The sequence below is a fragment of the Streptomyces sp. NPDC060002 genome, assembly GCF_042737245.1.
Taxonomy (GTDB): domain Bacteria; phylum Actinomycetota; class Actinomycetes; order Streptomycetales; family Streptomycetaceae; genus Streptomyces.
In genome coordinates, this window is sequence record NZ_JBHWUW010000027.1 from 40,406 (window position 1) to 65,523 (window position 25,118).

Genomic DNA, 25,118 nt, shown 5'->3' on the forward strand with positions numbered 1-25,118 from the left:
GCCCGTCCAGGGCCGAAGCAGGGGTCCGGGGCGGCGGCCCCCGGGCCCCTGCGCGCTGCCCCGCCCGCGCACCCCGGCCAACCGCCGGAGGCCCAAGCAAGCGCTTAGTAAATTGCGGCGCGCGTCACACGGCCACACCAGTGACCCCGGCCATACGTGCAGGTAACTTCCCAAGGAGCCGACCACCGTACGCACTTCCCGCCAATGGAGCCGTGATGCCCGAAGCAGTCATCGTCTCGACCGCCCGCTCACCCATCGGCCGCGCTTTCAAGGGCTCCCTGAAGGACCTGCGCCCGGACGACCTCACCGCCACGATCATCCAGGCGGCCCTCGCCAAGGTCCCCGAGCTGGACCCGAGGGACATCGACGACCTGATGCTCGGCTGCGGCCTGCCCGGCGGCGAGCAGGGCAACAACCTCGGCCGCATCGTGGCGGTGCAGATGGGGATGGACCACCTCCCCGGCTGCACGATCACCCGCTACTGTTCCTCGTCCCTCCAGACCAGCCGGATGGCGCTGCACGCCATCAAGGCCGGCGAGGGCGACGTCTTCATCTCGGCCGGTGTCGAGCTGGTCTCGCGGTTCGCCAAGGGCAACTCCGACAGCCTGCCCGACACGCGCAACCCGTTCTTCGCCGAGGCCGAGGCCCGCACCGCGGCCGTCGCCGCGCAGGAGGGCACGAGCTGGCACGACCCGCGCGAGGACGGCCTCGTCCCGGACGCGTACATCGCGATGGGCCAGACCGCCGAGAACCTCGCCCGCCTCAAGGGCGTCACCCGCCAGGACATGGACGAGTTCGGCGTCCGCTCGCAGAACCTCGCCGAGGAAGCCGTCAAGAACGGCTTCTGGGAGCGGGAGATCACCCCGGTGACGCTCCCCGACGGCACGGTCGTCAGCAAGGACGACGGCCCGCGCGCCGGCGTCACGCTGGAGGGCGTCCAGGGCCTGAAGCCGGTCTTCCGCCCCGACGGCATGGTCACCGCCGCCAACTGCTGCCCGCTGAATGACGGCGCCGCCGCGGTCGTCGTCATGAGCGACACCAAGGCCCGCGAGCTCGGCCTCACCCCGCTCGCCCGCATCGTGTCGACCGGCGTCTCCGGCCTGTCCCCCGAGATCATGGGCCTGGGCCCGGTCGAGGCGAGCAACCAGGCACTGCGCCGGGCGGGCCTCACCATCGGCGACATCGACCTGGTCGAGATCAACGAGGCGTTCGCCGCGCAGGTGATCCCCTCCTACCGCGAGCTCGGCGTCGACCTGGACAAGCTGAACGTCAACGGCGGCGCCATCGCCGTCGGCCACCCCTTCGGCATGACGGGCGCCCGCATCACCGGCACGCTCATCAACTCCCTCCAGTTCCACGACAAGCAGTTCGGTCTGGAGACGATGTGCGTCGGCGGCGGCCAGGGCATGGCCATGGTCATCGAGCGCCTGAGCTGATCACCCGGGCGCCGGCCCCCGACAGGGCCCCTGCGTAACCGTCTCAGCACCTGCGGTGACGAATCGGCCCGGAGTCCGGAAAGCCCCTGGACTCCGGGCCGTTTTGTGATCCAATCTCCCCCAGGATGTGACCTATCTCCCTCCCCGGAGGGATTTACGCAGCTCAGCGCCCTTCGCCACCAAACCTCAGGCCCAAAGTCCTGCCCGTTTCGTGACGTTACGCACTGACAGGTGGATAGTCCACCCTTCAAGCTGATGTAGGAAGTCGGGGGTCGACTTTGAACCGGGAGTACGTCAGTGAGCGCCATGCCGATCGCGTTGCTGGTCACCACGGCCGCCACGGGCGCCGTGGGCGTCGCCGTCCTGCGCACCCTCTTGCAGTTGCGCCGGCAGGTCGCCGCCCTGCACACCCAACTCGCCAGGGACGCCAGGAACGCCGAGGAGACCGCCGCCGAACTGCGCGGCTTCGTCCCGGCCGCCCGCACCACGGCCGACGCGGCCGAGATACGCGCTGCCGTGGCCGAGGCGCTCGCCGAGGAGCGGGAGCGGGAGCTCGCCGAGGCGCGCGCGTTCTGGGCCGCCCAGGAGGCGCGTGACGCCTCCGACGCGCCCTCCCTGCTGGGCCTCCCGGACAGTGAGCTCTTCCTGCCCCGCCAGACCGACTTCGTGGGCCTGGAGCCGCTGGAGTCCGTGTCCGAGCCGGGCGCGGACGCCGACGAGTTCGCCGGGGACTCCGCCGAACTGGCCGCGGCCCGCCGCCGTCACCCGTCCCACCCCGACTTCGTACCGGTCCAGTCACCGATCGTGAACGACCACGAGCGCACGGTGGCGACGCTCGAGGAACTGGCCGCGTCCCGGATCGAGCTGACCGACGTCCGCCCGGGCCCGCTCGGCACCCTCGACGTCTACGTCTTCGCCGACGGCACCACCCTGTGCATGACCCCGGGCCACCGCGAGACGGCGGAACGCCTCGCCGCGGCCCTCACCGCGGGCGAGACCCCGTTCCTGCTGGGCGGGTCGGGCATCTCGGGGGCGTACACCCTGACGTTCCAGTGCGGCGCGGAGAACGTCTACATCCTGGCCGACCGGGTCATAGCGAGCCTGTGAGGCTCACACGCCCGCCCGCTTCTGCGCCTGCGCCACCAACTCCAGAGCTTCCCGAACCTGGCCCTCGTCCGTGAGTACGAGGGCCAAGTCGTGCGCCGCGACGGTGATTTGATCGGCGGCGGCGAACATCCCGGCGTCCGGCATCTCGCGCGGCAGCACTCCGGGCTCCTCGATGAGCTGCGCGCGCCGCACCAACTCCCTGGCCAGCGCCAGCGCCTCCGTGGCCGCGCCTCTCTGGAGTCGGCTCTGCGAAGCTGCGCGCAGACGATCGGCGAAGTGGTCCACCGCACGGGTCAGGGACGTCGTATCAGCCACGCCGCGAGACTACGCGTCGCAGCGGCACTGTTGCCAACGGGCGAACACTCAGGCACGGTGACCTGAAGGACCGGCTTACATCCCCTTTGCTACCGGAGGCGCCGATGTCCCATGTCCTCTCCGAGGAGACCCACCGCAACATACTGGCCCGCATCCCCCATTGCACCGGTCGTGAAGTCGCCGACTGGCTGCGCACCGTCGACGAAGGCCCCGCTCTCCGCTTCGAGGAGAAGGTCAGCTGGCTGCGCGCCGAGCACAACCTCGCGTACGGCCACGCCAAGGCGATCATCCACGAGTACGACCTGAGGAGGGCCGCGCGCAAACTCCTCTAGCGCGCACGCGACACACCACCCTATGGACACGGAGAAGGGCCCCGGGATCGGAATCCCGGGGCCCTTCTCACTGTCACCGTCCGGACGGTTCGGTCGCCCGGTCGCTCAGTCGCGCTCGGTCGCTCAGTCGCTGTTGAGGATCGAGAGGAGTCGCAGGAACTCCATGTAGATCCACACCAGCGTCAGCGTGAGGCCGAAGGCGGCGAGCCAGGCCTCCTCGCGCGGGGCGCCGTACGCGATGCCGTCCTCGACCTGCTTGAAGTCCAGGGCCAGGAAGCAGGCGCCGAGCAGGATGCCGATGACACCGAACACGATGCCGAGCGGCCCGCTGCGGAAGCCGAGGCCGTCGCCGCCGCCGAAGACGGTGAACAGCAGGTTCACGGCCATCAGCAGGACGAAGCCGAGCGCGGCGGCCATCACGAAGCCGTAGAAGCGGCGGTTGACGCGGATCCAGCCCGCCTTGTACGCCACGAGCACGCCGGCGAAGACCGCCATGGTGCCCATCACCGCCTGGGCGACGACGCCGTCCGCGATGTACGTGGAGACCGCGCTGGAGATCACGCCGAGGAAGACGCCCTCGAGGGCGGCGTACGACAGGATCAGCGCGGGGGCCGCGCGGCGCTTGAACGACTGGATCAGGGCCAGCACCATCGCGACCAGACCGGCGCCGATGGCGATGCCGTACGACTTGCCGATGTTGGCCTCGTCGACGGGCAGCAGCACCCAGGACAGCACCGCGGTGACGACCACGGTGCCGAGCGTGGTCGCGGTGCGCGCGACGACGTCGTCCATGGTCATCCGGCCGGTGGCGGCCGGGGCCTGCGGCGGGGCGCCGTGCGAGAGGTCCTGCTGGGCGTAAGGGTTCTGCGCGTACGGGTTGCCGGCCTGCTGGGCGTAAGGGTTGCCCTGCTGCGTGCCGACTGCGGGTCCCCCGGCCTGCGGCGCGGCGTTGAAGCCCGCGTAGCCGTTGTCGCGGCTGAACCCCCGTCGCGAGAAGACCGGGTTTCTGCTCCTCATTGCACTCCTCCGTGGCCACACTGCGCGGCCTTGAGCTCAAGGGTAATGGGTAGGCAAAGGATTGACCCTAGTGCTTGGGGAGGATCTTTCCCTGTTCCTGCTGCCCAACACGCTACGTGGCGTCGTGATTCCCGGCACAGGAGGGCCGTGTTCATGACCAAGCCGCGACATGTCCGGTACCGCGCGGAGACCGGGCGGGCCCGGACGCGCCCTTGACGGGACCGGCTGTCCGATCACCCGAACGGGAAGCCGGTGTACGCCTCGGCCAGGTCGGTCTCGGCGGCCCGGGAGGAGGCGATGCGCTCCAGGCGGGCCAGCTGGAGCCGGTCCTCGAAGGGGGTGGCGTCGGGGGCGCGGTGCAGGAGGGTGGTCATGTCGTACGAGAACCGCTCGGCCTGCCACACGCGCCGCAGACAGGTCTCGGAGTAGGCGTCCAGGAGAGCGGCGGACCCCGTCTTTCCCCGGTGCGCGAGCGCCCGCGCGAAGGTGACGACGTCCCCGACGGCGAGGTTCAGCCCCTTCGCCCCGGTCGGCGGCACGATGTGGGCCGCGTCCCCGGCGAGGAAGAGTCTGCCGTGCCGCATGGGCTCGTGCACGTAGGAGCGCATGGGGGTGACCGACTTCTGGGTGATCGCCCCGCGCTCCAGTTTCCAGTCGTCGTCGGTCTCGAAGCGGCGCTCCAGCTCGTCCCAGATCGCCTCGTCCGCCCACGCCTGCGCGTCCGTGCCCTCGGGCACCTGGAGGTAGAGGCGGGAGACGGACGGGGAGCGCATGGACAGCAGCGCGAAGCCGCGGTCGTGGCGGGCGTAGACGAGCTCGTCGTGCGAGGGCGGCACGTCGGCGAGGATGCCGAGCCAGCCGAAGGGGTACGTCCGCTCGAAGGTCCGCCTCGGTGCGGCTGGGATCGCCTGCCGGGCGACGCCCCAGAAGCCGTCGCAGCCGACGACGTAGTCGCACTCGAGGACGTCCTCGACGCCCTCGTGGCGGAAGCGGACCCGCGGGTGGTCGGTGTCGGCGTCCTCGACGGCCAGCGCCTCCGCCTCGAACAGCAGCGGGCCGCCGTCCTCGAGCTGGAGGGCGATGAGGTCCTTGCACACCTCGGTCTGCGCGTAGACCGTCACCGACCGGCCGCCGGTGAGGGCGGGGAAGTCGACGCGGTGACGCTGCCTGGCGAACCGCAGCTCCATGCCGTCGTGGCGCAGCCCCACGCGGTCCATGCGCTCCCCGGCGCCGGCCGCGCGCAGCACGTCCACCGTGCCCTGCTCCAGGATCCCGGCGCGCTGGCGCTGCTCGACGTAGGCCCGGTCCCGGCTCTCCAGCACGACGGAGTCGACGCCCGCGTTGTGGAGCAGACGGGCGAGGAGGAGGCCGGCCGGTCCGGCGCCGACGATGCCGACGGTGGTGCGCATCGGGCGTTTCCCTTCGCTGTTCGCACAGTGAAGTTTTCTTCACTGTGTTGCGACGTGAGTCTGCGCCCCTGTTCACCGGGTGTCAACGGTCGGGAAGGCGAGGGGGCCGGCCGCCGCGGCGGTCCATGCCTCGATGGAGGATGCAGCGATCGCCGAGACGTCGGAAGTGCCCAGAGCCGGACTTGAACCGCTTCCGGGCAATGTTGGCTGCCGGGCCCACGCGTCGCGGCTCCGGGTCCTGTCTCAAGCGGAGCGGTGCCCCGGAGCCGGGCACCGCCGGGCTCCCGAGGAGCACGGCGACGAGCCGTGAAACCGATCATGGCCGGTTCCGGTCACGGAAGATACGCATCCCTCTGGTTCACGAAACCGAGCGACGTCAGCCCCTCACTCGCGCACAGGCCGTCGGAGGCTCCTCCAACCTCGGTCTGGAGGAGCTGATACGCGGCACCGTGGTGGTACCCCCAGTGCATGGCCGCACGCCACAGACTCCGTCCGTACCCGAAGCCCCGGCAGTGCGGCAGGACACCGAAGTACTGCGGCAGCAGCCGGGCCTGGCCAGTCGGGTCCGCCATGGTCTCCATGGGGCCGATGGCGCCGGCCACACAGCCCCCGTCGAGGACGGTGAGGACCGGGTCGACGGTCCCGGCCCGCATCTGCTCGTAGAGGAACGCGAACCCGTCAGCCGTCATCAGGTCGGCGAAGACGCCGAACCGTTCGGGGTCGTCGAGTTGCTTGTACTCCAATACCCGCGCATCGGCCTCCATGCCTGGCCCGTCGGCGAAGTCCTTGAGCTGGACGCGGGTACTTCCGGACGGCGCAGGATGGTCGGGGCCGACGAACGAGACGACCCGGGCCCGGCCCGCACCGTGCACGACGGCCAGCTTCCGCGCCATGTCGGCGCCGGCTGCCAGATCGTCCGGCCCCGCCCCGTAGACGTGCACCTTGACCGTGCCCGGCCCGCGCTCCAGGAGCGTCGGCAGGAGAGTCCGGCGCTCCTCGTGCTCGATCGCGTCGACCAGCACACGCTCGGCCTTCGCGTCGGACCAGCGGCGGTCCTTGTCGTACGGCAGAAAGCGGCCGGTGCCGGCGGTCTCTACGACGGCCTCGAAGAGGTCGGGGAGGGGATCGTCACGCAGGACAGGGCCTAGGGTCGGAACGTACGGCACGGGCATCACGGGCTCGATCCAGCCCCAGCGAAAGCGCATGCCCCGCACGCTACCCATGTCGAGGAGACGCCACAGGCCCCGGCGCAATGTCGCGCCGGGGCTGCGGGTTACTCGCCGGTCAGACCTAGTGCGGGTTGTCGTCGCCGGCGGCGCAGCTGCACTTCGCGCTGTCCATGACGGTGTCCATGTCGGCCACGCCGGTCACCCAGGTCACCGCCGGGGACGGCGCCAGAACCGGCCGCGTGAAGTATGGCTGGCCACCCCCGGGTCCGTCGTCCGGGAGCGGACGCCTCGGCGAGATCTCGACTGCTACAGCGGTCATCGTCACCCTGCTTTCTTCTCTCCGTGCTGGCAGTAAGCCGCCAGCGGGGCCTTCGCCTCCTGGTAGTGCTTGGCCAGGGGCCTGCACACGCGGCAGGAACCGGCGATGCTGCATCCCGAGCAGCCGCCGGTTCGAAGCATGAGGCGGTCCGCGATCTCCCCCAGCCGGGCAAGGCCCTCAATCCCCTCGTGGGGAAGGCTGATCTGGTCGTCGCGGCCGATCTTGCAGATGGACACCAGTCCGTAGGGGTCCATGTGGAAGAAGGTGTGTCCTGCGTTGCAACCCGTGAAGGTCTTTCGCAACCGCAGGTGCTCCTTGCTCTGCGCGGTGAGCACCTCGCCGCCGCCGTAGATCGTCGGCGTCATGTTCGTGAAGACCTCGTACTCCACGCCCCACGACTCGCACAGGTCGACCATCGCCTGTTCCTCGGCGCCGTTGTCCTCGGTGACGACGATGCTCATCCGCAGCGGGAGCTTGGCGTGGCGGGCCGCGTTCATACCCTGCACGAACTGATCCCACGCGCCCTCGCGCCGCGTCAGCTCGTCGTAACTGCGCTTCGTCGCCCCGTACATGGACACCGTGACGCGGTACGACGGGCACTCCCGGAAGAGGCGGAGCAGGTTCTCACGCCACAGCATCGAGCCGTTCGTCGAGACCGTGATCATCATGCCGAGCTCCCAGGCGTGCCGGTACGCGCGCATGAAGTCCCGGTCCATGGTCGGCTCACCGCCGGTGACCTGGAGGAAGAGGACGCCGGCCTCGGCCATGATGTCCAGGCAGCGCCGCTTGTCCGTCCAGGCCATCCCGGACTGCACCTTGACGCCGAGGTAGCAGTGCTTGCAGTCGTAGTTACAACCGAGGTTGAGCTCGTAACTCGCCTTGCCGTAGGCCCAGTCGGACGGCTGCCGGACGAGTAGGAAGTCACCGACCGGGCGGCCCGTGACGTCGAGGTCGTCCCACTGCTCACGGACGGCGGCGACGAGCCAGGCCGGGGTCGGCGCAGCGGGGTTGACGGTGCGTAGCTCCTCGTACCGGTCTTCCGGGAGGAGCACGCCGCCACGACTTCCCGGGCGTACGAGTACGTGCTGTTCCAGGAACGGCGCGGCGATCAGGGTATGCATGGGATCTCCGAGGGGTCGGTCCGTCCCGGTTATGGCGGAGCAGCACGGCCGGGACGGGGGGCGAGGGGACAGGAGTTCAGACCGCTCCGTCGGGGACCGCGACGTCACGGCCGGAGCGGAGATGAGGGGCCGCCGGGTCAGGCCCGCGAGGCGAAGGTGGACCAGACGATCGCGGCGCCGAGCGCGAGCACTATCGGGACGTAAGCGGCCTGCCGCACGGCGTGTTGTACATGGGGACGTGGCCCTCAGGGCTGTCCTCGCCGTCGGCCACCAGGTCGGCCCAGACTCGTTTCCCCCAGCGGAACGGGTCGTAGCCCCACTGCTGCGAGACCGCGTCGACGAGTGCCAGGCCCCGCCCGTGCTCGGTATCGTCTCCCGCGTCCGCCAGGACGGGCATGGCGCAGCTCCGGTCGATGACGGCCACCCTGACGCGGTCGTCCCCGACCCGGTAGACGGTCACGCGCATACAGTCCGCGCGGGCATGGTTCACCGTGTTGGCGGCCATCTCGGAGATGACCAGCTCGGCAGCCTCGACGAGCCCGGGGAGCTGCCAGCGCAAGAGAGCGTCACGAACAAGCCGACGGGCGACCGGCACGGACTCCGTCTCCCGGGGCAGAACCTCGGAGATCATCAGCAGGTCGTCCGCAGGGACCAGGTCTCGCCCCACGATGCGGTGTCCTGCGATCTGGTCAGTCACCGATCCGTCTCCCCGCGCTGATTGTCTGCGCGACGCGGAGACGGCAGCAGTCGACGAGTTGACGCAGGACGTCAGCGGAGGCGAGGACACCAGCGCTCTCGAACTCCACGGACCAGAACGTGTGCCCGGCCTCCGGGGTGGTGACGTCCAGAGCGGGGACGCCGAGGTAGTGAGCGGAGCCCGTGAACTCGGCGTCGTCCCCCGCACGCTCCAATTCCGGGCGTCGGCCGGTGCTTCCCTGGACGAGGACGTAGTACCGCTCGATGCTCCGGTGAAAGAAGACCGGACCGCCGAGGAGGGCCCGGCCGAGGTAGGCGCTGACGCGGGCGGGGTCGTCGGTCCCCGCGGCTGCGTGGACGAGGGTCCCGCTGATGCCGACGGCACCGACCCGAACGCCGATGTGCAGGAGCGCGACGCCACAGTTACGCCATTCCGCGCGGGCCGTGGCTATGTCGTCGGCCGACAGCAGGAGCCAGTGTTCGGCGGCAGGACGACGTTCCGCCCTCTGCCGATGCGCGGCTCGTCCGTGGTCGTGGATCGGGGATGGCTCACCGGACAGCCCCCAGTGAGAGGGCGTCGACGGTGCCACCGACGGGTGGTGAGTGTGGGGAACAGAGCCCATGTGTCGCGGCCTCCCAATAGGCTCGATTCAGGGACACCACGACCGTACAAAGTCAGAGCGTGACCCTGAAGTGACCGTGAGTACGGGTGGTTTACCTGAAACCGCCGGGATTGGACTTCCCATGCGGCCAAGCACACGACGGACCCTGACCGCTGGTACGGGTATGGCCCATCGGCCCCGATCCGGCCTGCTCAGCGGGTACGTCCTCCGGGTGATCCGCGAGCAGCAGGGCTACACGCAGGAGGAGGCCGCCGAGCATCTGAAGGTGGCCCTGGACACGATCGCCGGATGGGAGAGCGGCCGACGCCCCCTGACGTCCGTAACCGTCGGCCAGATGCTCAACATGCGCCACCGGCTGATGCGGATGGGTACCTCGCCCACCCTGCTCCAGGCCCTCGAACGCGCCTTGGAGGCGGACGTCCTCCTCACATCCGCACTCGACGAGGAGGCCCTGGCTGAGGACAACCCCCTCGGCGCGGTGGTCATGCAGCGCGAGTTAGCCGAGGTTCTGGCCTGGCCGCTCAACGGTGTGCCGCCGCGTACGGTCCGCGCGCTGCCCGTGCCGCCGCGGCCGAGGAGGGGGCCAGCCCCGACCGGGCCGGATCTGACCGCCGCCGAACGGGCCAGGTTCTTCGCGCAGATGCGCCGCACCGCAGAGCAGGCACGCGGCCCGGGTCACTTCCTTTTGCGCCGTCAGGCTCTCTACCTGTCCGGGTACGACCAGCAGGCCGACACCGGGGATTGGCTCGCTCAGCAGCAGCGCACCGAGCGGCCGAACGACTGGCTCACGGGGTGGCTGATCGAGCGCAGTGTCGCCGCTGTCGCGGCCCGCCAGGGTGACCGCGCGCGCATGGCGTACTTCATCGACCGGGCGCTCCAGGACGACGAGGCGGGCGAGGCGGCGAACTTGGCCTACTGGGCGTACTGGATCGGCGAGACGAGCGTCCCCCAGCTCTCGGACGACTTCATCGCGGACGACTCCCTCGGCCCGTGGCACGGGGACCGGCTCCTCGCCCATCTAGTCGAGGGCATCGCGCCCGCGCATGGCTACGTAGATCTCAACATCCATTCCGTGTGGTCGCTGCTCCAGGTGCGCCCCGACCTGTTGCGGTCGGGGGCCGCTGCCCGTGCCCTACGCGAACGCCTGCCGGTGATGTTGGATAGCCGGGAGCTCACGTCACGTGGTAGGCGCGAGCTGGAGAGCATCCGTTATGCAATCCGCCTCGCCGAGGCGTGAGAGGAGACCGCAGGTGTCCGACGACCTTTCTCCGGTGGCGAAGTTCCTGTTCGAGGCCGGGATGCTCAAGCACACGGCCCGCACCGGGTGGTGGATGGCGGGCGTACGCCAGCCCGAGACGGTCGCCGAACACTCCTGGCGGACTTCACTCATCGCCTCGGTCATCGCGGCCATGGAAGGCGCCGACCCGTCCCGCGCCGCGCTCCTCGCGGTCTGGCACGACACAGGTGAGACCCGCACCGGCGACGTCAACCACCTCGGGAAGAAGTACACCGAGGTGGAGGCCGACCCGAGGGACATCGCCGCGGACCAGGTCGCCGGTATGCCTGCGGCCGTCGCTGAGGCGGTGACGGAGATCATCGGCGCATACGAGGCCCGCGACACCCTGGAAGCCGACTGCGCGCGGGACGCCGACAAGCTGGAGTGCATGATCCAGGGAATCGAGTACCGAGACCAGGGATACGCGAACGCTCAGCGCTGGATCGACAACTCCCGCGGCCGGATCACGACCAAGTCCGGGCAGGCCCTCGCGGATGCCGTCCTGGCGACAGGCTCGCTCGACTGGCTGCGCTCGGCCCTCGGCGAGCAGCCGCGCTGACCTGCCGTACCCGGGCCGCCGGACACCGGGCCCTCGGCGGCCGGTGTCAGACCCTCCCTCTGCGGTTGCTGCATGCCTTCCCGGTCTCGGCCTCATGGTCGGACAGGCCCTGTCCCACACAGACCCATACGGGTCCGGCCTGCCCTGCCCCGGAGGACGTCAACGACGACATTCGGCGGCTCATGGAGCTGCGCCGACCCCGGCGCACGGTGCCGACCGCATCAGCCTCGAACAGCGGCGGGCCGCCCGCCTCCGGTTGGAGGGGCGATGAGGTCCTCACCGGGTGTCAACGGTCGGGAAGGCGAGGGGGCCGGCCGCCGCGGCGGTCAATGCCTCGATGGAGGATGCAGCGATCGCCGAGACGTCGGAAGTGCCCAGAGCCGGACTTGAACCGGCACGCCCGCGGGGGGCAGCGAGGTTTAAGCTCGCCGTGTCTGCATTCCACCATCTGGGCAGGCCTGAGGGCTCCGTTTGAGCTTCCGACCCTATCGGGATCCGTCCCTCGAACAGCGGAACAGCGGACCGATGTTGTCTTATTTTATTGACGTCTGAGGGTGCATCAGCACCTGGAACTCGCCATCTGCACTTGCCAGTAGCCTCGCGCGCGGCAACCGCTTGCGTATGCGGAATGACGGAATTTCACCGTCCGAACGAGGTTGCTCCACCGGTTCTTGACGTTCCGGCTCTCGGGGACGGGCGTCATCCCCAGGTATGACCCGGCGGTCCACCGTCCGACCCGAGGCTGCCTTCGGAACCGGAACAGCGGTTGACTACACGGCCGTCGGCGGCCAGGACGATGGTTCACGTCCCCAAGACATGTTGTCGTCCCGTCAGGAGCCACGCCCGTGACCACCAGCCCCCTCGCAGACCGGACCACCGCCGTCGCCGCACGCGCCACGGACCTGTCGAAGATCTACGGACAGGGCGAGACTCAGGTGGTCGCTCTGGACCGGGTCTCGGTCGACTTCCGGCAGGCCGAGTTCACCGCGATCATGGGGCCGTCCGGCTCCGGCAAGTCCACGCTGATGCACTGCGTGGCGGGCCTCGACAGCTTCTCCTCCGGCTCCGTGCGCATCGGCGACACCGAGCTCGGCGCGCTGAAGGACAAGCAGCTCACCAAGTTGCGCCGGGACAAGATCGGGTTCATCTTCCAGGCGTTCAACCTGCTGCCGACGCTCACGGCGATCGAGAACATCACGCTCCCGATGGACATCGCGGGCCGCAAGCCGGACAAGGAGTGGCTGGAAGAGGTCATCCGGATGGTGGGGCTCGCCGACCGGCTGAGCCACCGGCCCTCGCAGCTCTCCGGCGGTCAGCAGCAGCGGGTCGCCGTCGCCCGCGCCCTCGCCTCCCGGCCCGACATCATCTTCGGCGACGAGCCGACCGGAAACCTCGACTCGCGCGCCGGCGCCGAGGTGCTGGGCTTCCTGCGCAACTCGGTGCGGGAGCTGGGTCAGACGGTGGTGATGGTGACCCACGATCCGGTGGCGGCGGCCTACGCGGACCGGGTGATCTTCCTCGCGGACGGCCGGGTCGTCGACGAGGTGTACGGCCCGACGGCCGACTCGGTGCTCGACCGCATGCTGCGTCTTTCCGGGGGAAACGCCCAGACCCCCGAGTTCGACTCCAAGGGCCTCACCACCTGATCCCCGACCAGCCGATCTCCGACCGGGACCGACCGCTCGACGACGAGCAGGACTGAGAAGACAACACCCATGTTCCGTACCGCCATGCGCAACGTGCTCGCGCACAAGGCCCGGCTCCTGATGACCGTGCTCGCCGTGATGCTCGGCGTGGCCTTCGTGTCGGGGACCCTGGTCTTCACCAACACCCTCTCCGGCGCCCTCCAGAAGAGCTCCGCCAAGGGCTTCGACCAGGTCGACGTCGCCGTCACCGCCGAGGTCCAGGACGACGTCGGCGACCGCATCGTCAAGACGCCCGAGCTGACCCAGGCGCTGCTGGAGCGGAGCGCGAAGGTCCCGGGCGCCGCGTCCGCGATCGGCGTCGTCAACGGCTTCACCGCCATCGCCGACAAGGACGGCAAGCTCGTCGGCGGCGGCTTCCAGTCGCAGGGCGGCAACTACTGGGGTGACAAGGACGCCCGGTACCCGCTCGCCGCCGGGCACGCGCCGAGCGGCTCCGACGAGGTCGTCATCGACTCCAGGACGGCCGAGCGGGCCGGGTACGAGGTCGGCGACACCGTACGGATCTCCGTCGACGGCCCCGTCCTCACCCCGAAGATCACCGGCATCTTCACCACCGACGACGGCAATGTCGCGGCCGGCGGCAGCCTCGCCCTGTTCGACACGGCGACCGCGCAGACGCTCTTCGGCAAGCCCGGCACCTACGACGAGATCGACGTCCGGGCCGCCGCCGGGACCTCGCAGAACGCGCTGAAGTCCGCGCTGGACACCGCCCTGCCGAAGGGCGAGGTCGAGACCGTCACCGGGGAGCAACTCGCCGACGACCAGGCGGAGATGATCTCCGCCTCGATGAGCGGGATGAAGCAGGGGCTGCTGGTCTTCGCCGGGATCGCGCTGTTCGTCGGCACCTTCATCATCGCCAACACCTTCACCATGCTGGTCGCCCAGCGCACCAAGGAACTCGCGCTGATGCGGGCCGTCGGCGCCTCCCGCCGGCAGGTCACGCGGTCGGTGCTGATCGAGGCGTTCGTCGTCGGCACGGTCGCCGGGGTGACCGGTCTGGTCGCGGGCATCGGCATCGGGGCCGGGCTGCGCTCGCTGCTCGGGACGCTGGGCGCGACCGTCCCCGACGGGCCGCTCGTCGTCTCTGCCGGTACGGTCGCCGCCGCCCTCGTCGTCGGCGTCGTCATCACCATGCTGGCGGCCTGGCTGCCCGGCCGCCGGGCCGCGAAGATCCCGCCGGTCGCCGCGATGAGCAGCGTGCACGCCACCGCGAGCACCAAGTCGCTGGTGCTGCGCAACACGCTGGGCGCGCTGTTCTCGGCGGCGGGCGTCGCCGTGGTCCTGGCCGCGACCTCGATGAGCGGTTCCGACGGCCAGGCCCCCATGGGTATCGGCGCGGTCCTGCTGATCCTCGGCGTCTTCATCCTGACCCCGCTGCTGTCCCGCCCGCTGATCGCGGCGGCCGCACCCGTCCTGCGGATCTTCGGGGTGTCCGGCAAGCTGGCCCGGCAGAACTCGGTGCGCAACCCGCGCCGTACGGCGGCCACGGCCTCCGCGCTGATGATCGGCCTGACCCTGATCACCGGCATGACGGTGATGGCGGGCAGCCTCCAGAAGTCCATCGACAAGATGGCGTCCTCCGCGATCAGGGCCGACTACGTCGTGTCGATGGCGAACGGCAACGAGCTCTCGGCCGGTATCGACGAGAAGCTGAGGGCCACCGACGGGGTGACCGCCACCAGCCCGATGCGCAACGCGCCCGGCCGGATCGACGGCACGACCGAGTACCTCACCGGCGTCACCGGCTCCACCATCGGCGCGCTGACCGACCTCAAGGTCGACGACGGCTCCTTCAAGGTGGCCGGCGGACAGGTCGTCGTCGATGACGCCACCGCCAAGTCCCATGGCTGGAAGGCCGGTTCGTCCTTCACGGTGAACTTCGAGGACGGCAGGAAGCAGCAGCTGACGGTCTCCGGGGTCTACGAGGGCAACGAGCTGATCGAGGGCATCCTGCTGGACAACGCGGCCCTCACCCCGCATCTGGCGGACCCGGCCGACATGCGGGTCATGGTCAAGACGTCCGGCGGCACCTCGGACGCCACGAAGGACCGGCTGGAGAAGGCCCTCGGCTCCAACCCGGCCGTCAAGGTCCAGAGCAAGCAGGACCTCTCCGACGAGATCGCGCAGATGTTCACGCTGATGCTGAACATGCTCTACGGGCTGCTCGCGATGGCCGTGATCGTCGCGGTCCTCGGCGTCATCAACACCCTCGCGATGTCGGTCTTCGAGCGTTCCCAGGAGATCGGCATGCTGCGGGCCATCGGCCTGGACCGGCGCTCGGTCAAGCGGATGGTCCGGCTGGAGTCCCTGGTGATCTCGCTCTTCGGCGGGGTGCTCGGCATCGGCCTGGGCGTGTTCTTCGGCTGGGCGGCCGGCGAACTGCTCGGCACCAGCATGCCGACGTACGAACTGGTCGTGCCGTGGGCCCGGATGGCCGTCTTCCTGCTGCTGGCCGCCGGGGTGGGCATCCTGGCCGCGCTGTGGCCGGCCCGGCGGGCGTCGCGCCTGAACATGCTGGCCGCGATCAAGTCCGAGTAGGGCAGGCCCGAGAAGGGCAGGCCCGGTCGGGGCCCCGTCGCGCGATGCGGCGGGGCCCCTCCTGCGTCGAGCGGCCGTCAGTTCCAGGTGCGGGCGCGCAGCGGCATCCCGGAGTCGCCCGACCCGGGGGTCCGGACGGCCAGGACCTGGTTGACGCCGATCTGGTTGCGTTCGAAGGCGACGGCGGAGGCGGCCATGTAGAGCCGCCAGACCCGGGCCCGACCGGGGCTGGTGAGGTGGACGGCCCGCTCCCAGTCGGCCTCCAGGCGGGCGACCCAGCGGCGCAGGGTGAGGGAGTAGTGCTCGCGGATCGACTCGACGTCACGCACCTCGAAGCCCGCGCGTTCGAGCTGGGTGACCGTGGTGCCGACGGGGGCGAGTTCGCCGTCCGGGAAGACATAGGCGTCGATGAACGCGTCCACGCCGTAGGCCGACTCGTCGCGGTGCGGGCGGCGGGCGATCTGGTGGTTGAGCAGCCGGCCGCCGGGCCGCAGCAGCGCGAACAGGACGTGCGCGTACTCCAGGTACTTCTCGGAGCCGACGTGTTCCGCCATGCCGATGGAGGAGACCGCGTCGAACGGGCCGTCGGTGACGTCCCGGTAGTCCTGGACGCGGATCTCGACCTTGTCGGTGAGCCCGGCGTCGGCGACGCGCTTGCGGGCGAACGCCGCCTGCTCCTGGGACAGGGTGATCCCGACGACGGTCGCACCGTGCTCGCGGGCCGCGTGGACGGCGAGGGAGCCCCAGCCGCAGCCGACGTCCAGCAGCCGCGACCCCGGTCTCAGCTCCAGCTTGCGGCAGACGAGTTCGAGCTTGTCGTGCTGGGCGAGTTCGAGGGTGCTGTCCCCGGACTCCCAGTAGGCGCACGAGTAGACCATGGACGGGCCGAGGACGAGCGCGTAGAAGTCGTTGCCGACGTCGTAGTGGTGGCTGATGGCGCGTCGGTCGGTGCCGCGGGTGTGGAGGTGGCCGGTCCGGCGGACCTCTTCACGCGGCGGGGCGGGCGGCAACGGCGGTCCGGCGAGTTTCAGCAGTCCGCGCGCCGCCGAACGGAACGCGGGGTCGCGCAGCGCCTGACCGAGCGTACGGGCGTCCTCGCCACGCTCCCAGACCAGGCCGGAGAGCAGGTCGAGAGCGGTGTACAGGTCCCCCCCGATCCCCAGGTCGCCGGCCACCCAGGCGCGGGCGAGGCCGAGTTCGCCGGGCTTGAAGAGGAGCCGGCGCAGGGCCCGGCGATTGCGTACGACCAGGGTCGGCGCATCGGGCGGGCCCGCCTGCGAACCGTCCCAGGCGCGGACGCGCACCGGGAAGGGGGCTCCCAGCAACTGTTCGACGAGGGCATGGAGCCGCGGCGCGGCGTCAGCCATGATGCACACCTCCGTGACGGGTGATCCCGCATGATCCCGCAATGTCCTGACACCACGTAAACACGGAAGAGCGCGCGGTCCAGTCCCGCGCGGCCGTCACGACCCGGCAAAATACATGCACACGGCATGCGTCTCGGTCGGCGGTGAGGCCGGCCGGCGCGGACCGGGCGGACGCCGAAGGGGCCGCCCGCACCACGGATGGCGGACGGCCCCTTCGGGGGTGTTTCGGTGACCGGAGGTCAGGAGGCCTTGGCCTTCTCGTTCTCGGTCTTCTCGGCGGCCGGCTTCGCGGCGACCGGCGCCGGCTTCGCGGCCTCGTAGAACTCCTCGCGCGGGGACTCCAGCGCACCCAGCGCCACGACCTCGCGCTTGAGGAACATGCCGAGCGTCCAGTCGGCGAAGACGCGGATCTTACGGTTCCACGTCGGCATCGCCAGGCCGTGGTAGCCGCGGTGCATGTACCAGGCGAGACGGCCCTTGACCTTGATCTTCACCTTGCCCATGACGATCATCGCGACGCCCTTGTGGAGGCCGAGGCCCGCCACCGCACCCTTGTTGGCGTGCGCGTACTCCTTCTGCGGGAAGCCCCGCATACCGGAGATCACGTTGTCGCCGAGGACCTTGGCCTGCCGCAGCGCGTGCTGCGCGTTCGGCGGGCACCAGGCGTTCTCGACGCCGGCCTTGCGGGCGGCGACGTCCGGGACCTGAGCGTTGTCGCCGGCGGCCCAGATGTAGTCGGTGCCCTGGACCTGGAGGGTCGGGGCGGTGTCGACGTGACCGCGGGGGCCCAGCGGCAGGCCGTAGCGGGCCAGCACCGGGTTGGGCTTGACGCCCGCCGTCCACACGATGGTGCTGGAGTCGACCTCGAGGCCGTTCTTCAGCACCACGTGGCCGTCGACGCAGGAGTCCATGGAGGTGGAGAGGTAGATCTCCACACCGCGGCCCTCGAGGTGCTCCTTGCCGTACTGGCCCAGCTTGGGGCCGACCTCGGGAAGGATCTTGTCGGCGGCGTCGACGAGGATGAAGCGCATGTCCTCGCGGGACACCGTCTTGTAGTACTTGGCCGCGTCCCGGGCCAGGTCCTCGACCTCACCGATGGTCTCCGCGCCGGCGAAACCGCCGCCGATGAAGACGAAGGTGAGCGCCTTGCGGCGGATCTCCTCGTCGGTCGTGGAGTCGGCCTTGTCGAGCTGCTCGAGGACGTGGTTGCGCAGGCCGATGGCCTCCTCGACACCCTTCATACCGATGCCCTGTTCGGCGAGGCCGGGGATCGGGAAGGTGCGGGAGACCGCGCCGAGCGCGATCACCAGGTAGTCGAAGGGCAGCTCGTACGCCTCGCCGACCAGCGGGGCGATCGTGGCGACCTTGCGGTCCTGGTCGATGGTGGTGACCCGGCCGGTGAGGACCTCCGCCTTGGGCAGCACGCGTCGCAGCGGGACGACGACGTGGCGCGGGGAGATGTTGCCGGCGGCGGTTTCGGGGAGGAAGGGCTGGTAGGTCATGTACGACCGGGGGTCGACGACCGTGACGGTCGCCTCGCCGTAGCGCATCTTCTTCATGATGCGCCGAGCTGCGTACAGGCCTACGTACCCACCGCCTACTACGAGGATCCTGGGACGCTCCGTGGTGCTCATGCCATCGAGTATCCACCCGCTCGAGGGGGGTCGCTCGTGCGCCCCTTCACAAGCTTCCCGGGGGTGTGTGCTATCCTCCGCGGCCCGCGTGATCCACGTCATGGCGCGGAGGGGGAACCAGCGTGTAGGGCATGACGTTGTCAATGCCGCGTGAGCTGCCTCTCCGGGCCCGGAAGGGCTCCGTGAGGACCGCGCGAGGCACCCTCGCGGGACCTCCGCGATACGTCCGCGCGCGCCTCTTTTGAACACGTTCACACGGGTGTTGGGCCCCCGGAAGGGTCAACGGGGACGCCTCTGTCCTCCAACAGGGCCGAATTCCTTGTGAAGAACTTCACGAACTTTCCCGAGGGGGTGCCTCCGGAACGCGTCCGAGGGGCCGCGAAGGGCCCCTCGGGACTGCTCATACGGGCATCCTGCCTGCTCAGCAGAGTGCAGGTAGCGGGCCGGCCAAGATCACGCGATCGACCAGGCGATTCCGTCGAGGATGTCGTGCTCGCTCACGACGACCTCCTCCGCGCCGATCCGCTCCATGATCGCCAGCAGGACGAGCGCGCCCGCCGCGATCACGTCCACCCGGCCCGGGTGCATCGCCGGATGAGCCGCGCGCTGTGCGTGGGTCGCCTCGAGAAGGTCGTCGCTGATGCTCCTGACCCGGTCGACACCGATCCGCGCGTGGTGGATCTTCGTGGAGTCGTACGCCTCCAGTCCCAGGGCGATCGCCGCGACCGTCGTCACCGAACCGGCAAGGCCGACCAGGGTGTGCGCCTCGCGCAGCGGGACCGTCCGCTCGGCGAGGTCGAGAGCGGCCTCGATGTCGGCGCGCATCGCCGCGATCTGCCCGGCGGTGGGCGGGTCGGTGACCTTCCCGTCCACGACCAGGTGCCGCTCCGTCATCCGTACGCAGCCCACGTCGACGGAGCGCGCGGCGCGGACCCGGTCGTCGCCGACCACGAACTCGGTCGAGCCGCCGCCGATGTCCACCACCAGGAAGGGCTTGGCCAGGTCGGCGCGCCCGACGAGTTCCTTCGTGGCGCCGGTGAAGGAGAACTCGGCCTCCTGGTCGCCGGTGATGACCTCGGGCTCTACGCCGAGGATGTCCAGCACCCCGCGCACGAACTCGTCCCGGTTCTCCGCGTCCCGGGAGGCGGAGGTGGCGACGAAGCGCAGCCGCTGCGCGCCGTACTCCTTGATGGCGGCCGCGTACTCCCGGCAGGCCGCGAAGGTCCGCTCCAGCGCCTCGGGGGCGAGCCGTCCGGTGCGGTCGACGCCCTGGCCGAGGCGGACGATCGTCATCCGGCGGTCCAGGTCGACCAGCTCACCGGTCTCCGGGTCGGCGTCGGCGACGAGGAGGCGGATCGAGTTCGTACCGCAGTCGACGGCGGCGACGCGGGTCATCAGGCGTCTCCCTCGACCGGTTTGAAGGCGAAGTGGCCCGACCCGTCCTCGGACGTGTCCACCTGCCGGCCCTCACCGGACGGCGGCTGGACCGGCACCACGCACGTGCCCTTGCGCCACCACTGCGGGAGCATCTCCAGGGCCTCGTCGCCGAGCGGGTTCACGCCCGGGCCGGCGGCCAGGGAGTGCGCGACGAGCACGTGCAGGCACTTCACGCGGTCCGGCATGCCGCCCGCGCTGGGGAAGTTCTTCAGCTCCTCGATCTCGTCCCGGCGCCGGATGTAGTCCTCGTGCGCGGCACGGTAGGAGGCGGCCAGCTCCGGGTCGGCCTGCAGCCGCTCCGTCATCTCCTTCATCACGCCGTTCGCCTCGAGCGTGCCGATGGCCGAGTTGGCCTTCGGGCACGTCAGGTAGTACAGCGTCGGGAAGGGAGTGCCGTCGGGCAGGCGGGGGGCCGTCTCCACGACGTCCGGCTGGCCGCACGGGCAGCGGTGCGCGATCGCGCGCAGACCGCGCGGCGGCCGTCCGAGCTGCTGCTTGAAGGCCTCGACGTCCGCGTCGGTGGGCTCGGTGCGCGGGGTGGTCGGCGGGGGCGATTCCATGCCTGTCTTTCTATCGGTCGGTTCACTGGTCAAAGGCGTCGGACTTGTCGACGCCGTCCCAGACGTTCGAGTACCAGGGGCGGTCGGTCGCCCCGAGGTCGGCGCGGGACTGCCTGGCCGCGTCCGGGTCGATCACGACGAACCCGGTCTCCCCCGGCAGCACGTAGTGCAGCCGCTGCCGGATCTGCTGCTCGGCGTAGGCGTCGTCCTGCCAGCGCGCCTTGAGGTCGCGCAGCTGCTCGACGCGTTCGGCGGCCTGCTGCTTCTCGCGCTCCAGATCGGCGATGTCGGCACGCTGGGAGACGTACTGGCGCATCGGATAGGCCAGGGCCACGATCAGCGTGCACAGGACCAGCGCGAGGAGCGCGGCGCGGCCGGTGAGCCGGGAGCGGCGGGCCTGGCGCTTGGTCTGGGAGCGGTAGACCCGGGCCGCGGTCTGCTCGCCGAGCAGCTTGATCCTGGTCGCGGTGGAGAAACGGTCCCGGTCCTTCACGGCCACTGCTTCCCGCCTCCCGTCTCACACGTGCGTACGTCCCCGCACACGGTACGGGACCGGGTACGGGGACGTACGTACGACTGGCTAGGGCTTGGCCCGGTATGGGTCAACCCACCACGGGTCAGCCCTTGAAGCGGGGGAACGCCGAGCGGCCGGCGTACACCGCGGCGTCGTCGAGGATCTCCTCGATGCGCAGCAGCTGGTTGTACTTGGCGACGCGGTCCGAGCGGGCCGGGGCGCCGGTCTTGATCTGACCGCAGTTCACCGCGACCGCGAGGTCGGCGATGGTGACGTCCTCGGTCTCGCCGGAGCGGTGGGACATCATGCACTTGAAGCCGTTGCGCTGGGCCATCTCGACGGCGTCCAGGGTCTCGGTCAGCGAACCGATCTGGTTGACCTTGACGAGCAGGGCGTTGGCGGAGCCCTCCTCGATGCCGCGGGCCAGACGCTCGGGGTTGGTGACGAAGAGGTCGTCGCCGACGATCTGGACCTTGTCGCCCAGCTTGTCGGTGATGACCTTCCAGCCGGCCCAGTCGTCCTCGTACAGCGGGTCCTCGATGGAGACGAGCGGGTACGCGGAGACGAGCTCCTCGTAGTACTCGGTCATCTCGGCGGCCGAGCGCGACTTGCCCTCGAACTCGTACTTGCCGTCCTTGTAGAACTCGGACGCGGCGACGTCGAGCGCGAGCGCGATCTGCTCGCCGGGCACGTAACCGGCCTGCTTGATGGCCTCGAGGATGAGGTCGAGCGCGGCGCGGTTGGACTCCAGGTTCGGGGCGAAGCCGCCCTCGTCGCCGAGGCCGGTGGACAGGCCCTTGGTCTTCAGCACCTTCTTGAGGGTGTGGTAGACCTCGGCGCCCCAGCGCAGGGCCTCGGAGAAGGTCTCCGCGCCGATCGGGGCGATCATGAACTCCTGGATGTCCACGTTGGAGTCGGCGTGCGAGCCGCCGTTCAGGATGTTCATCATCGGCACCGGCAGCAGGTGCGCGTTGGGGCCGCCCAGGTAGCGGAACAGCGGCAGGTCGCTGGCCTCGGAGGCGGCGTGGGCGACGGCGAGCGAGACGCCGAGGATGGCGTTGGCGCCGAGCGAGCCCTTGTTGTCGGTGGCGTCCAGGTCGAACATGGCCTGGTCGATCAGGCGCTGCTCGGTGGCGTCGTAGCCGACGAGCTCCGGGCCGATCTGCTCGATGACGGCGAGGACGGCCTTCTCGACACCCTTGCCGAGGTAGCGGTTGGGGTCACCGTCGCGGAGCTCGATGGCCTCGAAGGCACCGGTGGAGGCGCCGGACGGAACGGCGGCACGACCCGTGCTGCCGTCGTCGAGGCCGACCTCGACCTCGACCGTGGGGTTGCCTCGGGAGTCCAGGATTTCCCGGGCTACGACGACGTCGATGGACGGCACGAGCATCTCCTTCTTGGGATGTGACGCTGGTTGTGCGGGGCCCAGGGACCGTGACGATCCCTTGCTGAGCCTTGCGACTAGAGCCTAACCGCCCCGGAGCCGTCGGCAGCCGACCGACCGTCCCGTGGACAGGGAGACCGTACCTATTGTTTCCGCCCGGAACAAAGGGGGTGGCCGAGAAAGGCCGACAGGAAGTGACGAACGGGCAAAGAGAAACCCCGCTCCGGTGCGTACGGGGGAACACGCACCGGAGCGGGGAGCCCGTGGGGACGGGGGGTGACCCTCACGAGGTCTTCAGTGTGCCGACCTCGGATGTGAGGGCGCTGTGGCTTCTCTTGGGGCCAGGTGTCACTTCACGTGCCATGACACTTCAGGCCCAGTGTCACGGCATGTGAAGTTGTCACTTCAGGCGCAGTGTCACTTCAGGCGCAGTGTCACTTCAGGCGCAGTGTCACTTCAGGTGCAGCTGCTGGCCCGGGTAGATGAGGTCCGCTTCGACGACGATGTCCTTGTTCAGCTCGAACAGCTTCGCCCAGCCGCCCTTGACCTTGTGCTTCTCGGCGATGGAGCTGAGGGTGTCGCCCTTGACGACCTTGTACTCGCCGTCGCCCTTCTTGACCTTCTCGCCGGTCGGGGTGGTGACCGTCTTGGAGGCGGCCGGGCGGTCGGTCGAGCGGGAGGCGCTCTGCTCCTCGGTCGAGCGGCTGCTGGTGCCGCCGCTGTTCGACGAGCTGGAGGAACCGGAGGAGCCGGCCGAGCCGGAGCTCGAGGAGCCGGCGCTGCCGCCGTTGTAGGCGGCGCCGGACAGGCCGGTGCCGCAGACCGGCCAGGCACCCTTGCCCTGGCCCGCGAGGACCTTCTCGCCGATGGCTATCTGCTGGGACTTGGAGGCCTGGTCGGCGGTGGAGGCGTAGGCGGTGCCGCCGTACGCGGCCCAGGTGGACGCCGAGAACTGGAGGCCGCCGTAGTAGCCGTTGCCGGTGTTGATGGACCAGTTGCCGCCGGCCTCGCACTGGGCGACCGCGTCCCACTCGGAGGCGGTGGCGGCGGAGGCGCTGCCGGCCGCCATCAGCGGGGCGGCGATGGCGACACCGGTGACGCCGGCGAGCGCGGCGACGCGGGTCGCCTTGGACGGGCGGCGGTGCTTGCCCTTGGCGGAAAACAGCATGGTGGATCCCCTCACCGACGCCTGCGAGGTGAGCTGTCGGGTTCGGGCCGTGTGAGTTGCCCGGCCACGTCCTCGTCCGCCGGAGCGCTGCTCCGTGGGAGGTGTGGCTTCACCCCGAGCCGTTCCGGTCGACCGACCGGCGCGGCACTTACCTTGGGTCCCCCGCTCCTGCCTGCGGCGCTTACGCGACGACTGTTCCCGGGTCGTCGCTGGCAGGATTCGGCGTTGCGACGGCCGGGGCTCGGGTTGCCGAGCGGCCTCGACCGTAGACACGCGATCGGCGGAATTTCAAAGACGATCAGGGCTTCTGAGACTCATCCCACACTTTCACCAAAACGGACATTCGGCGCGAAGCGTGACGTGAACTCCCGCTGTTTTTCTTGGGCTTTGCGCCCTATTACACCCCTGTGTCGAGGGTCTGACCGGCGGCGATGTTGCTCGGGTCGACGCCGATGAGGTCCCTGTTCTCGGCGTAGAGGGCGCGCCATCCGCCGTCGAGGCCAAGGGAGTCGGCGATGGACGCGAGGGAGTCGCCCTCCTGGACGACATAGGTGGCCGCGGCATGCCGGCCGGCGGAGGCGGTGGTGGTGCCGTCCACGCCGGTGTCGGTCGCGCTCTTGGTCGCCGCCTCGTCGGCGGTGGCGCCACGGTGGCGGCCGGAGCCGAGGGAGCTGGTGTCGACGAGGCTCCAAGAGCCCTCATCCTGGCCGGAATTGTCCGAGTCGCCCGTTTCCGGGGTCGCCGTGGGGGAACCGTCGCCCGTCGACCCGTCACCCCGGCCGCCGGAACCGCCGGACGTGCCGGAGTCATCCGTGGCGGCGGAGGAAGAGGACGAAGGGGAGGAAGTGGACGCCGAGGGCGAACCGGAGGAATCGGCGGACGAGTCGGACGATCCCGTCGAGGAGTCACCGCTCGTCGAGGAGCCCGAGGATCCGGACAACCCCCTGGACAGGTCGGACAATCCGGAAGACCCTGATGAGTCGGACGAGTCGGACGAGTCGTCCGCCACGCCGGTGTCCACGTTCAGTGCGCCGTTCTCCTGGGTGAGCCCGGAGGTCAGCCCGCAGGTGCCCCATGCCCCGATGCCGTCGGCCGCGAGCACCTTCTGCGCCACGGCGATCTGCTGGCTGCGGCTGGCCAGGTCCGGGCTCGTCGCGTAGTCGAGGCCGCCGTACGTCTCCCAGTCCTTCTGGGTGAGGCTCAGGCCGCCGTACTCGCCGTCGCCGTCGTCGGCGCTCCACGAGGCGCCGGTCTCGCACTGCGCCACCTTGTCCCACACCGTGCCGTCGGCCGCGCTCGCGCCGGAGGCGGCGAGCAGCGGGATGGCGATGGCGGAGCCCGTCACTCCGGCCGCGACAAGGAGGGCCGGGGCCTGGCGGGGGCGACGGTGACGACCGTTCCCGGAGAGCATGCGAGGGGCCTTTCTCTGGA

23 protein-coding genes, 1 tRNA gene and 1 riboswitch are annotated in these 25,118 nt (G+C 70.0%); of the genes, 7 read left to right on the forward strand and 17 right to left on the reverse strand.

Features of this window, described 5'->3' with window-relative positions:
- The first annotated feature begins 215 nt into the window (after positions 1-215).
- Both ACFWBD_RS23415 and ACFWBD_RS23420 read left to right on the forward strand, forming a co-directional pair.
- Positions 216-1,436, forward strand: a complete 1,221-nt coding sequence (locus ACFWBD_RS23415) for an acetyl-CoA C-acetyltransferase (RefSeq protein WP_385669917.1) — start codon at positions 216-218, stop codon at positions 1,434-1,436.
- Positions 1,437-1,733: 297 nt separating this feature from the next.
- The gene (locus ACFWBD_RS23420; RefSeq protein WP_385669920.1) at positions 1,734-2,543 is read left to right on the forward strand and encodes a hypothetical protein; all 810 of its coding nucleotides are present in this window, start codon (positions 1,734-1,736) and stop codon (positions 2,541-2,543) included.
- Positions 2,544-2,546: 3 nt separating this feature from the next.
- On the opposite strand, the gene ACFWBD_RS23425 is transcribed toward ACFWBD_RS23420, so the two are convergent.
- Positions 2,547-2,858, reverse strand: a complete 312-nt coding sequence (locus ACFWBD_RS23425) for a hypothetical protein (RefSeq protein ID WP_385669923.1) — start codon at positions 2,856-2,858, stop codon at positions 2,547-2,549.
- A 104-nt stretch (positions 2,859-2,962) separates the two neighbouring features.
- Here ACFWBD_RS23425 and ACFWBD_RS23430 point away from each other — a divergent pair, with 104 nt between their 5' ends.
- Positions 2,963-3,190, forward strand: a complete 228-nt coding sequence (locus ACFWBD_RS23430) for a DUF4287 domain-containing protein (protein ID WP_020128488.1) — start codon at positions 2,963-2,965, stop codon at positions 3,188-3,190.
- Between the two features lie 123 nt (positions 3,191-3,313).
- Here the strand turns inward: ACFWBD_RS23430 and ACFWBD_RS23435 are convergent, their stop codons facing one another.
- From ACFWBD_RS23435 to ACFWBD_RS23465, 7 genes are all read right to left on the reverse strand, one after another.
- Complete coding sequence (locus ACFWBD_RS23435) at positions 3,314-4,207, reverse strand: Bax inhibitor-1/YccA family protein (RefSeq protein ID WP_267022739.1); 894 nt, start codon at positions 4,205-4,207, stop codon at positions 3,314-3,316.
- 233 nt (positions 4,208-4,440) lie between these two features.
- Entirely contained in the window at positions 4,441-5,616 is a 1,176-nt protein-coding gene (locus ACFWBD_RS23440; RefSeq protein WP_385669927.1) for a 4-hydroxybenzoate 3-monooxygenase, read from the reverse strand.
- A 332-nt stretch (positions 5,617-5,948) separates the two neighbouring features.
- The gene (locus ACFWBD_RS23445) at positions 5,949-6,821 is read right to left on the reverse strand and encodes a GNAT family N-acetyltransferase (protein ID WP_385669930.1); all 873 of its coding nucleotides are present in this window, start codon (positions 6,819-6,821) and stop codon (positions 5,949-5,951) included.
- An 85-nt stretch (positions 6,822-6,906) separates the two neighbouring features.
- On the reverse strand, positions 6,907-7,104 hold the full coding sequence (locus tag ACFWBD_RS23450) for a hypothetical protein (protein WP_385669933.1): 198 nt from the start codon (positions 7,102-7,104) through the stop codon (positions 6,907-6,909).
- Positions 7,105-7,106: 2 nt separating this feature from the next.
- Positions 7,107-8,225, reverse strand: coding sequence for a radical SAM protein (locus tag ACFWBD_RS23455; protein ID WP_385669936.1), 1,119 nt, complete (start codon positions 8,223-8,225; stop codon positions 7,107-7,109).
- Between the two features lie 190 nt (positions 8,226-8,415).
- Positions 8,416-8,922 carry an ATP-binding protein gene (locus ACFWBD_RS23460; protein ID WP_385669939.1) on the reverse strand — a complete coding sequence of 169 codons (507 nt, stop codon included), beginning with the start codon at positions 8,920-8,922 and terminating at the stop codon, positions 8,416-8,418.
- On the reverse strand, positions 8,915-9,511 hold the full coding sequence (locus ACFWBD_RS23465; protein WP_385669942.1) for a hypothetical protein: 597 nt from the start codon (positions 9,509-9,511) through the stop codon (positions 8,915-8,917). The genes ACFWBD_RS23460 and ACFWBD_RS23465 overlap by 8 nt, the downstream gene beginning before the upstream one ends.
- Before the next feature lie 196 nt (positions 9,512-9,707).
- Here ACFWBD_RS23465 and ACFWBD_RS23470 point away from each other — a divergent pair, with 196 nt between their 5' ends.
- Positions 9,708-10,781 (forward strand): helix-turn-helix domain-containing protein, encoded by a 1,074-nt coding sequence (locus ACFWBD_RS23470; RefSeq protein ID WP_385669945.1) that lies wholly within the window; start codon positions 9,708-9,710, stop codon positions 10,779-10,781.
- Positions 10,782-10,794: 13 nt separating this feature from the next.
- The gene (locus ACFWBD_RS23475) at positions 10,795-11,379 is read left to right on the forward strand and encodes an HD family hydrolase (protein ID WP_385669948.1); all 585 of its coding nucleotides are present in this window, start codon (positions 10,795-10,797) and stop codon (positions 11,377-11,379) included.
- Positions 11,380-11,750: 371 nt separating this feature from the next.
- Here the strand turns inward: ACFWBD_RS23475 and ACFWBD_RS23480 are convergent.
- A tRNA-Leu gene (locus ACFWBD_RS23480) sits at positions 11,751-11,833 on the reverse strand.
- Positions 11,834-12,224: 391 nt separating this feature from the next.
- On the opposite strand from ACFWBD_RS23480, the gene ACFWBD_RS23485 reads away from it, so the two are divergent.
- Positions 12,225-13,025, forward strand: coding sequence for an ABC transporter ATP-binding protein (locus ACFWBD_RS23485; protein WP_385669951.1), 801 nt, complete (start codon positions 12,225-12,227; stop codon positions 13,023-13,025).
- 69 nt (positions 13,026-13,094) lie between these two features.
- A complete protein-coding gene (locus ACFWBD_RS23490; RefSeq protein WP_385669954.1) occupies positions 13,095-15,623 on the forward strand; it encodes an ABC transporter permease in 2,529 nt (842 codons plus the stop codon).
- A 77-nt stretch (positions 15,624-15,700) separates the two neighbouring features.
- On the opposite strand, the gene ACFWBD_RS23495 is transcribed toward ACFWBD_RS23490, so the two are convergent.
- From ACFWBD_RS23495 to ACFWBD_RS23530, 8 genes are all read right to left on the reverse strand, one after another.
- Positions 15,701-16,990 carry a class I SAM-dependent methyltransferase gene (locus tag ACFWBD_RS23495; protein ID WP_385669957.1) on the reverse strand — a complete coding sequence of 430 codons (1,290 nt, stop codon included), beginning with the start codon at positions 16,988-16,990 and terminating at the stop codon, positions 15,701-15,703.
- 239 nt (positions 16,991-17,229) lie between these two features.
- Positions 17,230-18,624: an NAD(P)/FAD-dependent oxidoreductase gene (locus tag ACFWBD_RS23500; RefSeq protein WP_385669962.1), complete on the reverse strand. Its 1,395-nt coding sequence runs from the start codon at positions 18,622-18,624 to the stop codon at positions 17,230-17,232.
- Between the two features lie 453 nt (positions 18,625-19,077).
- On the reverse strand, positions 19,078-20,019 hold the full coding sequence (locus ACFWBD_RS23505) for an exopolyphosphatase (protein WP_385669964.1): 942 nt from the start codon (positions 20,017-20,019) through the stop codon (positions 19,078-19,080).
- Positions 20,019-20,621, reverse strand: a complete 603-nt coding sequence (locus ACFWBD_RS23510; RefSeq protein ID WP_385669967.1) for a DUF501 domain-containing protein — start codon at positions 20,619-20,621, stop codon at positions 20,019-20,021. The genes ACFWBD_RS23505 and ACFWBD_RS23510 overlap by 1 nt, the downstream gene beginning before the upstream one ends.
- A 22-nt stretch (positions 20,622-20,643) precedes the next feature.
- Positions 20,644-21,120 carry a septum formation initiator family protein gene (locus ACFWBD_RS23515; RefSeq protein WP_385669970.1) on the reverse strand — a complete coding sequence of 159 codons (477 nt, stop codon included), beginning with the start codon at positions 21,118-21,120 and terminating at the stop codon, positions 20,644-20,646.
- 118 nt (positions 21,121-21,238) lie between these two features.
- Positions 21,239-22,525, reverse strand: a complete 1,287-nt coding sequence (gene eno / locus ACFWBD_RS23520; protein ID WP_385669973.1) for a phosphopyruvate hydratase — start codon at positions 22,523-22,525, stop codon at positions 21,239-21,241.
- 445 nt (positions 22,526-22,970) lie between these two features.
- Positions 22,971-23,687, reverse strand: a complete 717-nt coding sequence (locus ACFWBD_RS23525) for a transglycosylase family protein (RefSeq protein WP_385669976.1) — start codon at positions 23,685-23,687, stop codon at positions 22,971-22,973.
- Positions 23,688-23,690: 3 nt separating this feature from the next.
- A riboswitch (cyclic di-AMP (ydaO/yuaA leader) is annotated at positions 23,691-23,877 on the reverse strand.
- Between the two features lie 207 nt (positions 23,878-24,084).
- Complete coding sequence (locus ACFWBD_RS23530) at positions 24,085-25,098, reverse strand: transglycosylase family protein (RefSeq protein ID WP_385669979.1); 1,014 nt, start codon at positions 25,096-25,098, stop codon at positions 24,085-24,087.
- Positions 25,099-25,118 lie beyond the last annotated feature (20 nt).

Excerpts from the sequence above, each read along its gene's own strand:
- ACFWBD_RS23415 (WP_385669917.1), top strand. The coding sequence starts at position 216 with ATGCCCGAAGCAGTCATCGTCTCGACCGCCCGCTCACCCATCGGCCGC.
- ACFWBD_RS23430 (WP_020128488.1), top strand. The coding sequence starts at position 2,963 with ATGTCCCATGTCCTCTCCGAGGAGACCCACCGCAACATACTGGCCCGC.
- ACFWBD_RS23435 (WP_267022739.1), bottom strand. The coding sequence starts at position 4,207 with ATGAGGAGCAGAAACCCGGTCTTCTCGCGACGGGGGTTCAGCCGCGAC.
- ACFWBD_RS23440 (WP_385669927.1), bottom strand. The coding sequence starts at position 5,616 with ATGCGCACCACCGTCGGCATCGTCGGCGCCGGACCGGCCGGCCTCCTC.
- ACFWBD_RS23445 (WP_385669930.1), bottom strand. The coding sequence starts at position 6,821 with ATGCGCTTTCGCTGGGGCTGGATCGAGCCCGTGATGCCCGTGCCGTAC.
- ACFWBD_RS23450 (WP_385669933.1), bottom strand. The coding sequence starts at position 7,104 with ATGACCGCTGTAGCAGTCGAGATCTCGCCGAGGCGTCCGCTCCCGGAC.
- ACFWBD_RS23455 (WP_385669936.1), bottom strand. The coding sequence starts at position 8,225 with ATGCATACCCTGATCGCCGCGCCGTTCCTGGAACAGCACGTACTCGTA.
- ACFWBD_RS23470 (WP_385669945.1), top strand. The coding sequence starts at position 9,708 with ATGGCCCATCGGCCCCGATCCGGCCTGCTCAGCGGGTACGTCCTCCGG.
- ACFWBD_RS23490 (WP_385669954.1), top strand. The coding sequence starts at position 13,095 with ATGTTCCGTACCGCCATGCGCAACGTGCTCGCGCACAAGGCCCGGCTC.
- ACFWBD_RS23495 (WP_385669957.1), bottom strand. The coding sequence starts at position 16,990 with ATGGCTGACGCCGCGCCGCGGCTCCATGCCCTCGTCGAACAGTTGCTG.
- ACFWBD_RS23500 (WP_385669962.1), bottom strand. The coding sequence starts at position 18,624 with ATGAGCACCACGGAGCGTCCCAGGATCCTCGTAGTAGGCGGTGGGTAC.
- ACFWBD_RS23505 (WP_385669964.1), bottom strand. The coding sequence starts at position 20,019 with ATGACCCGCGTCGCCGCCGTCGACTGCGGTACGAACTCGATCCGCCTC.
- ACFWBD_RS23510 (WP_385669967.1), bottom strand. The coding sequence starts at position 20,621 with ATGGAATCGCCCCCGCCGACCACCCCGCGCACCGAGCCCACCGACGCG.
- eno (WP_385669973.1), bottom strand. The coding sequence starts at position 22,525 with ATGCTCGTGCCGTCCATCGACGTCGTCGTAGCCCGGGAAATCCTGGAC.
- ACFWBD_RS23525 (WP_385669976.1), bottom strand. The coding sequence starts at position 23,687 with ATGCTGTTTTCCGCCAAGGGCAAGCACCGCCGCCCGTCCAAGGCGACC.
- ACFWBD_RS23530 (WP_385669979.1), bottom strand. The coding sequence starts at position 25,098 with ATGCTCTCCGGGAACGGTCGTCACCGTCGCCCCCGCCAGGCCCCGGCC.